Annotated in this window: 12 protein-coding genes; 6 read left to right on the top strand and 6 right to left on the bottom strand. The window is 49.4% G+C overall.

Annotated features, from left to right (window positions below):
* Nucleotides 1–335 precede the first annotated feature (335 nt).
* Nucleotides 336–1,373, top strand: coding sequence for a quinolinate synthase NadA (nadA, locus tag KDK13_RS07755; protein WP_257284405.1), 1,038 nt, complete (start codon nucleotides 336–338; stop codon nucleotides 1,371–1,373).
* 82 nt (nucleotides 1,374–1,455) lie between these two features.
* Here nadA and KDK13_RS07750 read toward each other — a convergent pair whose 3' ends face one another.
* From KDK13_RS07750 to KDK13_RS07740, 3 genes are all read right to left on the bottom strand, one after another.
* On the bottom strand, nucleotides 1,456–3,171 hold the full coding sequence (locus KDK13_RS07750) for a hypothetical protein (protein ID WP_257284404.1): 1,716 nt from the start codon (nucleotides 3,169–3,171) through the stop codon (nucleotides 1,456–1,458).
* 40 nt (nucleotides 3,172–3,211) lie between these two features.
* Nucleotides 3,212–4,918, bottom strand: coding sequence for a hypothetical protein (locus KDK13_RS07745; RefSeq protein WP_257284403.1), 1,707 nt, complete (start codon nucleotides 4,916–4,918; stop codon nucleotides 3,212–3,214).
* 105 nt (nucleotides 4,919–5,023) lie between these two features.
* The gene (locus tag KDK13_RS07740) at nucleotides 5,024–6,508 is read right to left on the bottom strand and encodes a M48 family metalloprotease (RefSeq protein WP_257284402.1); all 1,485 of its coding nucleotides are present in this window, start codon (nucleotides 6,506–6,508) and stop codon (nucleotides 5,024–5,026) included.
* A gap of 236 nt (nucleotides 6,509–6,744) precedes the next feature.
* On the opposite strand from KDK13_RS07740, the gene KDK13_RS07735 reads away from it, so the two are divergent.
* Together KDK13_RS07735 and KDK13_RS07730 are read left to right on the top strand one after the other, a co-directional pair.
* The gene (locus KDK13_RS07735) at nucleotides 6,745–6,975 is read left to right on the top strand and encodes a sulfurtransferase TusA family protein (protein WP_257284401.1); all 231 of its coding nucleotides are present in this window, start codon (nucleotides 6,745–6,747) and stop codon (nucleotides 6,973–6,975) included.
* Between the two features lie 76 nt (nucleotides 6,976–7,051).
* The gene (locus tag KDK13_RS07730) at nucleotides 7,052–8,116 is read left to right on the top strand and encodes an AI-2E family transporter (protein WP_257284400.1); all 1,065 of its coding nucleotides are present in this window, start codon (nucleotides 7,052–7,054) and stop codon (nucleotides 8,114–8,116) included.
* An 87-nt stretch (nucleotides 8,117–8,203) separates the two neighbouring features.
* Here the strand turns inward: KDK13_RS07730 and KDK13_RS07725 are convergent, their stop codons facing one another.
* The gene (locus KDK13_RS07725; protein WP_257284399.1) at nucleotides 8,204–8,707 is read right to left on the bottom strand and encodes a peroxiredoxin; all 504 of its coding nucleotides are present in this window, start codon (nucleotides 8,705–8,707) and stop codon (nucleotides 8,204–8,206) included.
* A gap of 227 nt (nucleotides 8,708–8,934) precedes the next feature.
* Here KDK13_RS07725 and dapA point away from each other — a divergent pair, with 227 nt between their 5' ends.
* On the top strand, nucleotides 8,935–9,810 hold the full coding sequence (gene dapA, locus KDK13_RS07720) for a 4-hydroxy-tetrahydrodipicolinate synthase (RefSeq protein WP_257284398.1): 876 nt from the start codon (nucleotides 8,935–8,937) through the stop codon (nucleotides 9,808–9,810).
* Complete coding sequence (bamC, locus tag KDK13_RS07715; protein ID WP_257284397.1) at nucleotides 9,810–10,571, top strand: outer membrane protein assembly factor BamC; 762 nt, start codon at nucleotides 9,810–9,812, stop codon at nucleotides 10,569–10,571. The genes dapA and bamC overlap by 1 nt, the downstream gene beginning before the upstream one ends.
* A 105-nt stretch (nucleotides 10,572–10,676) precedes the next feature.
* On the opposite strand, the gene KDK13_RS07710 is transcribed toward bamC, so the two are convergent.
* On the bottom strand, nucleotides 10,677–11,786 hold the full coding sequence (locus KDK13_RS07710) for a phosphoribosylaminoimidazolesuccinocarboxamide synthase (protein ID WP_257284396.1): 1,110 nt from the start codon (nucleotides 11,784–11,786) through the stop codon (nucleotides 10,677–10,679).
* A gap of 899 nt (nucleotides 11,787–12,685) precedes the next feature.
* On the opposite strand from KDK13_RS07710, the gene KDK13_RS07705 reads away from it, so the two are divergent.
* A complete protein-coding gene (locus tag KDK13_RS07705; protein WP_257284395.1) occupies nucleotides 12,686–13,549 on the top strand; it encodes a tetratricopeptide repeat protein in 864 nt (287 codons plus the stop codon).
* 62 nt (nucleotides 13,550–13,611) lie between these two features.
* Here the strand turns inward: KDK13_RS07705 and rdgC are convergent, their stop codons facing one another.
* Nucleotides 13,612–14,583 (bottom strand): recombination-associated protein RdgC, encoded by a 972-nt coding sequence (rdgC, locus tag KDK13_RS07700; protein ID WP_257284394.1) that lies wholly within the window; start codon nucleotides 14,581–14,583, stop codon nucleotides 13,612–13,614.
* Between the last annotated feature and the right edge of the window lie 370 nt (nucleotides 14,584–14,953).

Raw genomic sequence — 14,953 nt, 5'->3', positions numbered from 1 at the left:
GAGCAGTTGGCTTTTAACCAATTGGTCGTAGGTTCGAATCCTACACGACCCACCACTTCTTTCCATACCCTCCCACACCCTCCAATTCATCCCTATACCATAATTATTAATAGTGCCGATGCTGTGTTAGACTACCTGCCACATTTTTTTCAGAAAATGTTGGCATGGAAATAATGCGGAGCTGGATTTCCTTCCATTTTGGGGATGGAAGTTATGCAATATTTCCCGCTCATGGCTGATTGATAGAGGAATGTGCAGACACTTGCCTGTCTTGTATATGAAGCCGTTCATTGAAGAGATCAGAAGGGTAAAGTGCCTTGCCGGATGCTAGCTTTATGAATGCAGTGATAGACAGAGAACTCGTTCAGGATCATTTGCTGAAGGCCTCATTACCGGTGGATCCGGTTGTGAAGGAAGCCAAAAAAAGCAGAATTAAACAGCTGCTGAAAGAGAGGAGAGCGGTTCTGGTCGCTCACTATTATACAGATCCTGTCGTTCAGGAACTGGCTGATGAGACCGGTGGCTTTATTGCGGACTCATTGGAAATGGCCCGCTTTGGTGCCCGGCACGACGCCGAAACACTGATAGTGGCTGGTGTTCGTTTTATGGGGGAAACGGCCAAAATTCTCAGCCCTGAAAAGCAGGTACTGATGCCAACGCTTGAAGCTGAGTGCTCACTTGACCTGGGTTGCCCGGTAGAAGAGTTTTCTGCGTTTTGTGATCAGCACCCTGACCGGGAAGTGGTTGTCTATGCTAATACGTCAGCTGCCGTAAAAGCACGGGCTGACTGGGTCGTTACCTCCAGTTGTGCGCTTGATATCATCGAAGAACTGGATGCCCAGGGGAAAGCGATTATCTGGGGGCCGGATAAATACCTTGGCCGCTATATCCAGAAAAATACCGGTGCCGATATGCTGCTCTGGGACAGTAGCTGTATTGTTCATGAAGAGTTCAAGGCGAAAGGTATTGAAGATCTGAAACGGGTTTATCCTGATGCAGCGGTGCTGGTTCACCCGGAGTCACCTGACTCAGTGGTTGAGATTGCTGATGTGGTGGGATCGACAAGTCAGTTATTGAAAGCGTCTCAGGACATGCCAAACAGCACATTCATCGTCGCTACGGATCGTGGTATTTTCTACAAGATGCAGCAGGCTTCACCTGAGAAGCGCTTTTTGGAGGCCCCTACTGCGGGCAGTGGTGCCACTTGTCGCAGTTGTGCCCATTGTCCATGGATGGCAATGAATACCCTTGATGCTCTGCAGGAATGTCTGGAATCGCCGGGTGACCTGAATGTCATTGATGTCAGTGATGAGTTGCGGAATAAGGCGCTAAAGCCTTTACAGCGAATGTTGGACTTTACCGCGGCCGGTTAATATTGCCCCCCGAGGAGGCTGACCGGGATTGAAGCCTCCCGGCTCTGCTTTATAAGTTATTCCCCTGTTTATCCATGTAATTCTACAACGTCAATTTCTGCAACTGCGCCAATATTTCAGTCCCGCTCTCGCTGATCTGACGAAAGCAGGGATTATGGCTCTGAAGCTTCTCCCAGGAAAACGGGGTAGCAAGTCGGGTCATAGCCAACGGCCAGGCTGGACAAGGTGCTGATGAATGCATATTGAGGCTTTGCTGAAGATGGTTTCGAGCTCGCTCTCGTCGTTGTGCCATTTTCTTGATGATGGGGTCAAGTACGCAAGCACAGTTTATATCAATATTATTTTTTAATAACATCAGTTCATTTGTCAGGTGACTCCAAGTGTAGAGGTGGCAGAATCTTTTGTTGGCCTTTACCAGAAAATCATAAACAACCTGTTCTGTCGGGGACAGGGGCGCAGGAAGCTGTTGCCATAACGTCTTATAAGTTGCAAGCTCCAGGCAAAGCGCCGATGATGCATATTGTGCTTGATAAGCTTCGGTCGCTTCCTTCAGTTTCTCATTAAATTTCATGACAGCATATAATGACTCAGGAGGTTGCAATCTCCTCGGTGCTGACTCGAGGGCTGTGGAAACCCAGAGAGCTGAATCATGGATCATTTCCCGCCGCTCTCTGTTGTTCTCCTGGTGGATGATTTCAGTTAACTCCCGGCGGGAGACAAACAAGGAGCCTGTTTTTTGTGTGTCATGGGGGTGGAGCACAAATGCCCGGACGTAGGGGCAGGACCGGTCCCTTCTATTAGCCACCTTCGACCCGCTCTCATGCACCGGGTCGGCAATAAAGTACATTTGGTAAGCCCTGGCATTGCCTTCAGCGTCAATTACCTGCACCAGGGGTTTGTCGCGGTAGAGAGAATTAAAACAACTCTGGTCGTGCAGTTTCCAGCTGCACAGCTGTCCCTTTGATAGATAAGTTCTGATTATATTCTCGGCATCAATGGGGCTTTTTGGTTTTTTTTGGGAAATCTCAATTGTCCTGGTCTCGGAAAAACGTGAGTTCTTCATACAAAATGCGCAGGTTAACCGCTCTTCAAGCCCGGTTAATCCCGGAGCTGCGGCCTGAGCTTGCAATATGGAGCTGTATGCCTGACCACAAGTATAGTTTCCGGAAAAAAACAGACCTTCATCAACATAGTGTCTGAGCAGTTCCGGGGTCTTTAATAACATGCGACATAACTTTGATTCACGGTGATGTTCGGTAAAAGTCTGGTATCGCTCATCAGCGGTGTTGGGTAGTGAGTAGCGTCCGGGGTTCCAATGATTTTCATGACTGACCATCGCTTTTTGCTCGCAGGGAGAGGCCAGCCTTCTCTCATAAAATGCATAAAGTCTAACGCGTTTCTCGTTCGGATCGGCCATGGCATTGATCTTGCGCGTTACATCGAGCCAGCTTCGCACAACCCAGATATCCCGCTGCTGGAGCGTCCTGATAAACGGGTCTGGCGGATAGCCATTGTGCCCATCAACCTGATAAAAACGCTTGCCGGGGTTAAATGGGATAACGGTGTATCCCGGACCATTACAGGTGAGAAGAAAAAAACCAACGGCATCTGACGCAAGTGTTGCTTCAAGATAATGTTCCGGTTGCTTGCCATGGGAATTTGTCTTACTCAGAGGCACCGGTTTATGTCTGGGGTCTTTCTCCAGGTTGGCACTGGCCGGGCAAGCATCAAATTTGCCATATCGGTCCATGAGGCTGTGAACTTCCAGGTTAGATTTTGGTACACATCGTACGAGCATAAACCACCTTGGCCCCATAATTTATAGAAGCGTTACTGTTCTACAACGTCAATTTCTGCAACTGCGCCAATATTTCAGTCCCACTTTCGCAGATCTGGCGATAGCAGGGGTTACTGCCCTGCAGCTTTTCCCAGGAGACCGGGGCGGCAAGCCGGGTCATATTCAGATCATCCGGAGCAGTGGATGGTGAGTGCCTGTTGATGCTTTGGTTGAGATAATCCCACGCTCGTTTACGTCGTAATGCCACTTTATCGATAATGGGTTCAAGCAGGAAATGCCAATTGCCTTCGGTATTCTCTTTCAGTGATATCAGTTCGCTCATGAGATGACACCAGGCGTAGAGCTGACAGAATTCCCTGTTGGCGTTTACCAAAAATTCAGAAACATCCTGTTCTGCCGGGGATTGGGGCGCAGGAAGCTGTTGCCATAACTGCTTATAAGTTTCAAGCTCCAGGCAAAGCGCCGATGAAGTATATTGTATTTGATAAGCTTCAGTCGCTTCCTGCAGCTTCTGTTCAAATTTCCTGAAGACTCTGGAAAACCCGGCGTATTCCAGCCTCATCTGCTCTAGTTCAATGAGGGCCAGGGAGACCCCGAGAGCTGAGTCGTTGATCATTTCCCCCAGCTTTCTATTGTTCTCCTGATGGATGATTTCAGTTATCTCCCTGTGGGAGACAAACAGGGAGCCTGTTTTTTGTGTGTCATGGGGATGGAGCACAAACACCCGGATGTAGGGACAGGACCGATCCATTCTATCAGGGTCATTGGATTTGCTCTCTTGCACGGGGTCCGCAATAAAGTATATTTGGCTGGCCCTGATATTGCCCTCAACATCGATAATCTGTACCAGAGGTTTGTCGCGATAGCGGTTATGTAAACAATTACTGTCGTGTAACCCCAGCCCGTACATTCCCCCTCGTGATAGATAACTTCTGACTATCTTCTCGGCCTCAATGGGTTTTTTTTGTGTTTCCTGGAAAATCCCGGTGATCGTGGCCACATCAAAGCGTGAATTCTTCATGCAAAACACGCAGGTTAACCGCTCATCAAGCCCTTTTACCCCCGGTGCTGCGGCATGGGCTTGTAATATGGCCGGGTTTACGCCATCACAAGCATAGCTTCCGGAAAAAAACAGGCCTTCATTAACATAGTGGCAGAGCGATTCGGGGGTCTTTGATAACAGGCGACATAATCCCGATTCACCGCTGTGCTCGGTAAAAGTCTGGCATCGATTATCGGTGGTGTTGGGCAGCGAGCAGCGTCCAGCGTTGCAATGATTTTCGTAATGGACCCACTCGTCCATTCTCTTTTTCGTCCAACGAGCATCAAAATTGGTACGTCTCTCTTTCGGGGCAGTAATGGCATCTATTTTACGGGTTACATCCAGCCAGCTTCTTACAACCCAGATATCTCGCTCCTGGAGCGTCTTGATAACAAGATCCAAACCTGGCGGAAAGCCCCTGTGCTCATCAACAAGGTAAAGGCGTTTGCCGGGATTCAGTGGGATGACGGTGTAACCCGGACCATTACAGGTAAGAAGAAAAAAACCGACGGCCTCTGTCGGAAGTTTTGCCTCCAGATAATGTCCCGGTTGGTTATCAGGGGAATTTGTTTTTTTCAGGGGAACTGGTTTATGTCTATGGTCTTTTTCCAGATTGTTACTGGCCGGACAAATATCAAAATTACCGTATGGCTCCTTGAGTCGGTGGATTTCCGATTCAGATTTTGGCACGCATCGAACGAGCATATTCCACCTCGATCTGCACTTTTATAAACACCAGTTAAAACCACCAGTGGTTACCGATGACTGCACATCGTAGACCGCCCGATCATTGGATAGTTCCACAGTCTTTTATGAGTTTCTTATTTTTTGTCGATAGTTTTGCATATCCGTCAGCTTCTGCTGAAGTTTCGATTTGAGTGAAAAGTTATCTCCTGATATCTCCAGGGCGTATTGCAGGTGTTTAATGGCATCGTCGGTGTTGCCAATGAGGAAGAAGTACTCAGCCCTTGATTGGTGAAGACCGACAATATCCTCTGCAAGCCCCTGAACTTCGGCCAGTTCAAACCAGATGTCCGGGTCTTGTGGACGGAGTCGGCTGAGTTTCTGAAGCTCATTCCGGGCACCGGCATAATCCCGCTGTTTCAGCAGGATTTCTGCGCGGGTTGCCAGAAGAGGGTAGCTGTTCGGGTTGGTACCCAGGGCCGTGTCGATACGTTTAAGCCCCTGGCTGGCTTTCCCGGACGCCGCTTCCATCAGGGATTGGGTCATCATCAGGTGAGGGTTGTCAGGGTATTGTTGCAGCAAGGTATTCAGTTGCTGCTCTGCTACCGTGAAGTTGCGTGTTTTCATGCTGGCCAGCGCCAACCCATATCGAGTGGGAGCACGGCTGGCTTCTGATACAGCCGTTAATCCGGACTCTAATTCCCTGCTCAGCTGTCTGGCCATTTCATGGGGATTGTTGCTGTTCAGGATGGCGGCGCGCATTCTCATGAACTGGTAGTTTTGCGAGCCTTTGGTTGTTCCCAGCTTCTGGGCTGACATCTGGTCGGCCCGTGCCCGGGAGTCTGCGATACGGTTTTCTGTTACCGGGTGGGTAAGGAGGAACTCCGGAGGCCGGCTGCCATAACGGCTGGCTTTGTTCATTTGCTCAAAGACTGCCGGCATTGCCTGTGGGTCAAAGCCTGCCTTGGCCAGGGTGGTGATGCCGATATTATCGGCTTCCCGTTCAAACTGGCGACTGAAACGAAGCCGTGCGCTCTGCATGCCTGCAACGGTTGAGGTCAGTGCTGCGGCACCAGCGTCTCCGCCAGCGGTGGCCATGATCAGTATGGATCCGAGAATGGCGGCAGCATTGGGGATACTTTTATTGCGTGCATCTTCAACATTGCGGGCATAGTGGCGCTGGCTCAAGTGTGCCAGTTCGTGTGCCAGAACGGCGGCAAACTGTGATTCGGTTTCAGCATTGAGAAACAGCCCGGTGTTGACGCCAACGATGCCTCCCGGGGCGGCAAAGGCATTCAGGGCAGGGTTGTCAATAACAAGCGTAACGAGTCGGTGATCTTGCAGTTGACTGGAAGCGGCCAGTCGGTAGGTCAGGTTTTCAAGGTAGTCTTTGAGTTGTGGGTCAGAAACCGTGGGGGTCTGATTGCGAATGGCTTTTAACCATGACCGTCCGAGCTCATACTCTTCCTGTTGGGAAATAACGCCTGAAGTGGTATCGCCCAGGCTCGGAAGGTTGAGGTTGCTGCTCAGGGTGACGCTGGAGTAGGTCGACAGTACAGAGGTCAGTGCTGTGGCTAGTATAAACGCTGACAAAAAGCCCGCTCGTTTCATAGAATATCCATACTCGTGTTTTCTACGGTACACTTTATCACGAATCTGTTTATGACGTAGCCATATAACACAGTACAGTTATAAAGGTGGTGGATCATCGACAGGATATTACCTCTTTTAACCATTTGCCCGCTAAAGTGCTTACACAGTTCTGACGCTTAAACAAATAGATACTCTGTCTCTGATATTAACGTTAAGTGTTCTTAACTGTTGCAGCCTCTGAAGAATGAGTCGTTATGATGGATGTTGATCAGGAACTTGATCTTAAAGGTATGAGCTGCCCGCTGCCGTTGCTGAAAGCAAAGCAGGCCCTGAGCCGTATGCAGTCAGGTCAGATTATTAGAGTGTATGCTACAGATCCCGGCTCTGTCAGGGATTTTGCCAGCTTTGCCAGAATCAGTGGGCATAGGCTGGTGGCCAGTGAAGAAGAGCATGGGGTTTATATCCATACATTGCAGCATAAGTAGTTAACCAGTCTGAGCTTTAAGGGACTTGAGTTCAATGAATGAATCTTGAGTCATTGAATAACCAATGGAGCATTTAATGCTGAATGTAATTAAGGGGTGGTTGCACAGCTATCTTTCCGATCAGGAAGCGGTGGTGCTTCTGGTTATATTGCTGGTTGGCTTTATTGTGGTTCTGACCATGGGGAAAATGCTGGCACCGGCATTGGCAGCTTTGGTTTTTGCGTTTCTGATGCAAGGCCTGGTGAACTGGCTTGAGCGACGACGGATGCCTCATCTTCTGGCGGTCAATCTGGTGTTTATGGGGTTTATGGCCGCGTTGCTGGTGGTGATTTTTGTGGTAGTTCCACTGGTGTGGGAACAGGTAACCCACCTGCTGAATGCGATGCCTGGAATGGTTCGCGAAGGGCAGGCCCTGCTGGTCAGTTTGCCGGATCTATTCCCGGGCTTTGTTTCTGAACAACAGGTCAGCTTGCTGGTCACAACCATTAATAAACACCTTGCCGACTTTGGCCAGTGGGCATTGTCTTTTTCGCTGTCCAAGATCCCCGGTATCGTTGCCCTGCTGGTCTATCTGATCCTGGTGCCTATCCTGGTTTTCTTTTTTCTCAAGGATAAAGAGGTTCTGCTGGGGTGGATGGCCGGTATTTTACCTCGCCGTCGTCGGCTGATTGACCAGGTCGCCGACGAGATGAATGACCAGATTGGCAACTATATCAGGGGTAAGGCGATAGAAATTGTCATTGTCGGGGGTGTCAGTTATGTGCTGTTTGCCCTGTTAGGATTAAGCTATTCTGCCCTTCTGGCCGTGATGGTCGGCTTCTCGGTGGTTGTGCCCTATATCGGGGCGACCGTGGTGACGATACCCATTGCCATTATCGGTTTTTTCCAATGGGGGGTGGGGGATCAGTTTGTTATTCTGATGGTTGTCTATGGGATTATCCAGGCGCTGGATGGTAATGTTCTGGTGCCATTGCTGTTCTCTGAAGCCGTGAACCTTCATCCTGTTGCTATTATTCTTGCCGTTCTGGTTTTCGGTGGTTTGTGGGGATTCTGGGGAATCTTTTTTGCCATCCCCCTGGCAACCTTGTTAAAGGCGGTAATGAATGCCTGGCCTGCCGTGGCGGATGTGGAATCCATTTAAAACTCAAAAGAGCCAAAAAAAGCGGGGCAAGCCCACTTTATTCAACGCAGGTTCAGTACAGATTCAGCGCAGAAAATGGCGTTTTCATTACTCCTCTTCGCCGCTGTTATCGGTCTGTGTCTTAGTATCCACCATTTGTGCAGCCTGCAGAACATCTTCAACATGCCCCTTGATGCGAACCTTGCGCCACTCGTGTTGCAGTACACCCTTGCTGTCGATCAGGAAGGTACTGCGTTCGATGCCCATGTACTCTTTGCCATACATCTGCTTTAACTTGATGACGTCAAACAGTTTGCAAAGCGTCTCATCCTTGTCGGAAATCAGCTCGAAAGGGAAGTCGTGTTTGGCACGAAAGTTTTCATGAGCCTTGATGCCGTCTTTGGATACGCCAAAGACGAGGGTGCCTGACTGCTGAAATTGTCTGTAAAGGTCTCTGAAGGCCTGACCTTCGCTGGTGCAGCCGGGGGTATTGTCTTTTGGGTAGAAAAACAGTACGACTTTGTGACCGATGAGTTCAGAGAGTCTGACCGTTGTGTCACTGGTCGCTTGGGCAGTAAAGTCAGGAACGGGTTGGCCCAGAGTTACGCTCATGTTTTATCCTTAGTCGCTCTCATTAGTCATTATTAAATTCAGGGGAATAGTTTAAACCATCACTGAAAAAAAAGGCAGGTTCTGAAGCAGTATTCAAACAATCGGGGCTTTTCTCTTCACAGGCTTCAGTTTTTCAGCATAGAGCAGGACAGGGATGGATTTCGGCCTTGTGAATAGAAGGGGGCATTAGTAACATTACCCGAGATTCTGCCTTTAGGAGTGAACTGATGATTACCGGGAGCCTGGTGGCAATTGTGAGCCCCATGTATGGCAATGGTGAGCTGGACTGGGAGAGTATGGATGCGCTTGTAGAGCATCATATCGACCAGGGAACGGATGGTATCGTGGTGGTAGGCACCACGGGTGAGTCAGCCACTCTGACGGTGCAGGAACATTGTGAAGCCATCAAAAGAATGGTGGATCTGGTGGATGGCCGGATCCCCGTGATTGCCGGTACCGGGGCGAACTCGACCGCCGAGGCAGTCCATCTGACAGCAGAAGCCAGGGCGCTGGGGGCCGATGCCTGTTTGCTGGTGACGCCTTATTACAACAAGCCGACTCAGGAAGGGCTTTATCTTCATTATAAAACGGTGGCTGAATCGGTCGCGATTCCCCAGATTCTCTATAATGTTCCCGGCCGGACAGGGGTGGACCTGCTACCAGAAACCATTGGTCGCCTGAGTCAGCTGGAGAATATTGTCGGTGTCAAGGAAGCCACTGGCATTATTGAGCGGGGCAGACAGATCCGCGAGTTGTGCGGTGATGACTTTGCCATATACTCCGGTGATGATGCCACCGGCATGGAGCTGATGCTCCAGGGTGCCAATGGTGTGATTTCTGTTGTCAATAATGTTGCGCCAAAGATTATGCATGAACTGTGTGTTGCAGCGATGACGGGCGATCGCAGTAAGGCGGAAGCGCTCAATAGTCGTATTGAGGCATTGAGCCGCAAGCTCTTTCTGGAAGCTAATCCGATTCCAGTAAAATGGGCGCTAAAGGAAATGGGGATGATCAAGGAAGGTATTCGTTTGCCATTGACGCCCCTTTCGGAGTGTCATCACTCCGAGGTTAGAAATGCACTGCAAAAGGCGGAGTTGATTTGATGGTTCCAGGTCAAAGGATCAGTGAGTTGAAAAGGCACACCCGGTTGGGCCTGTCTGTTGCTATCAGCGCTTTGGTGCTGACAGGTTGTGTCAATCCTTTTGGCCAGCAGGGGTATCTGCGGGATCGTGCCGGAGACTACACCGAGGCGCAGATAGCCACGCCCATCACCTTGCCTGCGGGGTCTCAGGCCAAAGAGCTGGGGGATGTTCTGGTCATTCCCGAGGCAGGCGTTTCTGACCAGAAACTGTCAAGGGAGTTCGAAGTTCCAAGACCTTCCCAGCGATTGATGATGAAAGAAGGTGACCATTACAGTATTGAGCGTAATGAAGCTAAATCATCGGTTTCTCTGCAGGATCAGGGGCTTGATATCACTTCACTGGCGCAACCCGGCCGGGACGGCAATGGCAACCCGGTACTGACGGTTCGGGGGTTCTCTTATGCCCGTGTATGGGATGCCGTTGCCAATGCCGTGGATAAAGCCGGACTCAAGGTTGTTGATCGTAACCGTTCAGCCGGTCTCTTTTATCTCGCCGACAGTGTTCCCCAACTGAATCAGGAGCAAAAGAAAAAGAGCTTCTGGTCAGGGTGGTTCAGTGGTGATGAAGAAGCCGATGTTCCTGATGAGAACAAAACGTTGACGGTGAGGGTGAGTAATTACCCGGAGGTGGTTCAGCTTTCTGTAGAGAAGGATGTTAATACATCAGCGCCTGCAGATGTCAGTCAGAAACTGCTCCGGGTTATCCAGGACAATCTTCAATAAAGTGAATGCAATAAAATGAATGCAACAAAGTGAATGGTAAAAAAAGCAGGCTTAAGCCTGCTTTTTTTCATCGTTAATTGTTGAAAGCCCACTTTTTTTGCCTGGTCACTTTGAATCGATCAAGCCATATTCATTGTCCAGAATTTCAATAATTTCGGCCTTTGGATTTTCAGAGAGGCCCAGAGATTTTCCGGTAATCTTTTCCGCGATCCCTGTATAGGTTCTGGAGAGATCCATAAATGCGCTTTGTGGTAATGCATGATCTCTGGCAAGTGCTTCCCGCTCCGGCATTCTCTCTTTATTCAGCAGGATATCCGGATCAGGGAAGTGATTAAGCAGAAACTGCCTGAAGCTCTCTTTTGAATTTTCAATCACCTGACCGTGACGATAGGCTTCCCCATCCCAGATCCTGGATGAGTCAGGAGTGCCGACCTCATCCATATAAATCAGCTGTTCCTGCCCGCCGGCATCGGTGACGTAACCAAACTCAAACTTGGTGTCGACAAACACCTGGTCAAGGGATGCCAGGGACTGACTGATGACGCGGAAGCCTTCCCGAAGCAGGGTTTCGTAGCGGTCAATATCGCCTGGATTGCGGAAATTGAAAGCGGTGTAATTATCCTCAAGGTCCTTACGGGAAATATTAACGTCATCGGCTTCAGGCACTCCGGGAATGCCTTTTAACACACCCTTGGTTGATGGTGTAATCAGCAGTTCTGGCAGTTGTTGATCTTTCTCCAGTCCTTCCGGAAGCCGTATACCGCAGAATTCGCGCTCACCTTTACCGTATGCCCGCCACATTGAGCCGGTAATATACTGACGACCGATGGCTTCAATCATCACGGGTTGTGCTTTCTGGACAATCCAGACCAGTGGATGAGGGGTATCCAGGATGTGGCTGTCAGCCAGGCCATGTTGCCTGAAGAGATTGAACCAGTGGTTAGAGATCGCATTTAAGGCAGCACCCTTGCCAGGGATGCCATGGAGTCCCCCTTCGCCATGCCAGATACAGTCAAAAGCGCTGATTCGGTCAGAAATGACCATAATGGCCAGTGGTGCATTTGACTCGACATCATAGCCTTTTTCTTTGATGAGTCGCTGGCTGTCCGTGTCAGTAAGCCAGTAAACTGAGCGTACCTTGCCGGAGTGAATGGGAAGGTCGGTTCGAATCGGGAGATCGTTGTTAACGGCCAGCACCTTATCAGCAAGACTCATTGCAGCTACCTGTTCTGTGTTCTGTTCTGTAATGTCGGTTTATAACGAATGATGTTGGTACAACAAATCCAATATATTCAACGCTATTTGAGATGCCTGCCAACCTGGATGGCGGTGAGTATATTCCTGGCAGTCAGAGTCTGTGCCTCCTTGAACAGAGCTTGACCAGCGCACGGCGTAACCATGGATGTTCAGGCGGGGAATCATAGCAAATAACCCGTGTTGCCTGTACAGGAAAAATGAGTAGACCGGCTTTACAGGTTAAGGGCTGTACAATTTGAATCTGTTTGATTAATAACTGTCAGTTATTAAAGCTTGATCCCGGGATTTTCGACAGGCACTTCAGGGTCCCGCTCGAAAGTAGCTGATAAAAATTTTTTATGCACAAATGTCAAGCAATTGGCGTGTCTTTTTTTTCTGGTGTCATAAGTGCCTGATTTTGTAAGTACTTATTCTAAGTGCATGAAAAATATAGAGAAAAAATAGATCAAAAAATAGCCAGTTTAATATAGGGGTAGTAAACATCGGTCTTTGTGACGGGTTGTGATGGGTCATCCACAAACTTATCCACAGATTCTGTGGGTAAAGTAATGTTGGCAGTTCCGGGTTGAAGTCTATTTATACCCTGTTTGTACCCTATTAATACAAAGTGCTGCTAATTCCAGGATCTTCTTAAAGAAAAGGCTGGTGCTGCCGAGTGGATTCTCCGGTGAATTGCGGCGAAGTGTTTAATCACATTACTTCAGGCAGAACTTGATCGCTGAAAAGCGAAAGTAAAAAATGCAGGCCGAGACCTTATCGCCGTGTGAAAGTATCATTATTATTCCCACATGGTTTAGCGTTGCGCTGTGGTCAGGTTAGGGCCTGATTTCAGCAGGATTTTCAAGGTGGCAAATGTGATGAATGAGCAAAGCTTCGTGGTGGATGTGACAGAAGCGAATATTCAGGAAGTACTTCAGCAATCTGTAGATCAGCCAGTGCTTCTTTATATAGGCATGCAGAGTGATCCGGCCTGCTCGGCTCAACTGAGTGTTCTGGAAGTGTTGGCTGCCTCTTACCAGGGCAAACTGATACTGGCGAAAGTGGCAGCAGAAACCCAGCAGATGCTGGCACAGCAGCTGGTGAGTCAGCTGCAGGTAAGCGCGTTACCCGGGCAGGTGGTTTTGCACCAGGGAAGGCCGGTTCAGGTGTTCAGTGGACCTCAGTCGGAAGAGCAGCTTCGTGAAGTCCTGGATCCATTGACCATGAGTCCGGCAGACATGATTCGTCAGCAGGTTGAGGCGCTGATGGCTGAAGGTGAGGCTGGGCGGGCATTGGCGTTGCTGCAGAATATTTTGCAAGATGAACCGGATAACCATGCACTGCAAGTGTTGCAGGTTAATCTGTTGCTGGAACTGGGGCGTATCGATGATGCCCGCCAGTTGATGGCTGTACTCCCTGCCGATGCAGAAGGCATTGCCCAGCCTAAAGCCAAGCTGTCTTTCTATGAAATGGTCGCGGATGCCCCCGCCCGGAATGAATTGGAAGCCCGGCTGGCCGGAGATGACAATGATCATGAGGCTCGCTACCAGCTGGCGATTCGGCTGGTGATTGCAGATGACAATGAAGGGGCGCTGGAGAATTTGTTAACCATTGTTCGCCGAGATCGTGAGTTCCGTGAAGACGGTGCCAGGTTACTGATGTTGCAGGTATTTGATCAGCTGGGGCAGGGTAACCCGGTTGCCAAACGCTATCGTGGTAAGCTGTTTGGCCTGATGCACTGAGTTTCAGCCCAAAGAGCACAGGGAAACGATCTTTCAACCTTGTGCTCTCGTGGCGCGCCATCTTAAACGGTCTCTTTTTCCGGGATCTCTACCGGGAAACTGGCTATCTCATTTCTTTCCAGTGCTTCTTCGCTCATTCCGCCAAGGTTTTCCATCAGCTCATCCAGCATCTGCTGCAGTGTCAGGGTCATGATGGCGAAGTCGGCATCAAACTGTTCGGCAGCTGTTTCAGCATTGACTTCATCAAGCTGTTCCTGAATGGAGTCAGTAAACTTCAGCTTGCGAATGACCAGGTCATCACCCAGCACAAAGCCCAGGGCATCGTTCCATAGCAGTGCCATTTTGCTGACCTGTTTTCCAGCCTGAAGGTGAACCTCAACCTCTTCACCAATCAATTCCTGTTTACTGACTTTAACCTGCCCCCCTTCATCACCGGGCTCACGCAGTTCACACTCATCACCGAGCACCAGCTTGTCAGGCATCGGGTCTTGCTGAGCCAGCCAGCGAGTCATGGCATGGGATGGCATGTTTTTCAGGGGTGGGTTAATAATCGGCAGGCTGCCAAGGCATTCACGCAGACAGGAAGTCAGCTCTTCCGCTTTTTTGAAGGAAGAGGCATCCACAACCAGCCAGCCTTTCATCGGGTCAATATAAGCAAAGGTGTTCTGGCTGCGGCTGAATGCTTTGGGCAGCAGCTCCATCAGCACATCGTCTTTTAATGCTTTCTTCTCTTTGCTGAAAACCTGACGATCCTGTTCCTGTTCAATTTGTTCAACTTTTTCTTCCAGTGCGTCCTTGATCACGCTGGCCGGAAGAATTTTCTCTTCCTTGCGGGCCGTGATCATTATGAAACCATTGCCGGCATGGGTCAGCAGTTCGCCATGTTTGCCTAATGGGGGGACCCAGCCATAGGTACTCATATCCTGACTGCCGCAGCTGCGAAAGTGTTTCTGGCGAAGTTGTTCTTCAAGCTCTTCAACAGATGTCTTGAATGGCTGGGTAAACCGATAAAAGATAAGATTTTTGAACCACATGATCGTTCCAGAATCCTGATTAGTAGGAGGTTTGGCTGCTTTCCATTTTGTTCCATCCATATTGTCCTATAGAGTCGGACTGCACTTGCGAGTATGAGTTCAAGGCTGTGATGGAAAGGCACATGGTAGCAAACCCTGACCGTAAAAGAGCTACCGATGTTGATAAAGAAATAGAGGGTATAAAAAAAGTCTTTAATAACTGTTGCGTATCAACAGGTTAGCTGCTTATAATTCGCCGCGTTGTTGAGAGGGCGCTCGGAAAACTTGAGAAAGCCAAGCTTTCGATAATTTCCTGAGACAATCTCTGGAAAAAGCGTTCAGGGTGATTAGCTCAGCTGGGAGAGCATCTGCCTTACAAGCAGAGGGTCGG

This window comes from Endozoicomonas sp. SESOKO1 (assembly GCF_024606265.1).
Taxonomy (GTDB): domain Bacteria; phylum Pseudomonadota; class Gammaproteobacteria; order Pseudomonadales; family Endozoicomonadaceae; genus Endozoicomonas.
This window is presented reverse-complemented; position numbering and strand designations above follow the sequence as displayed.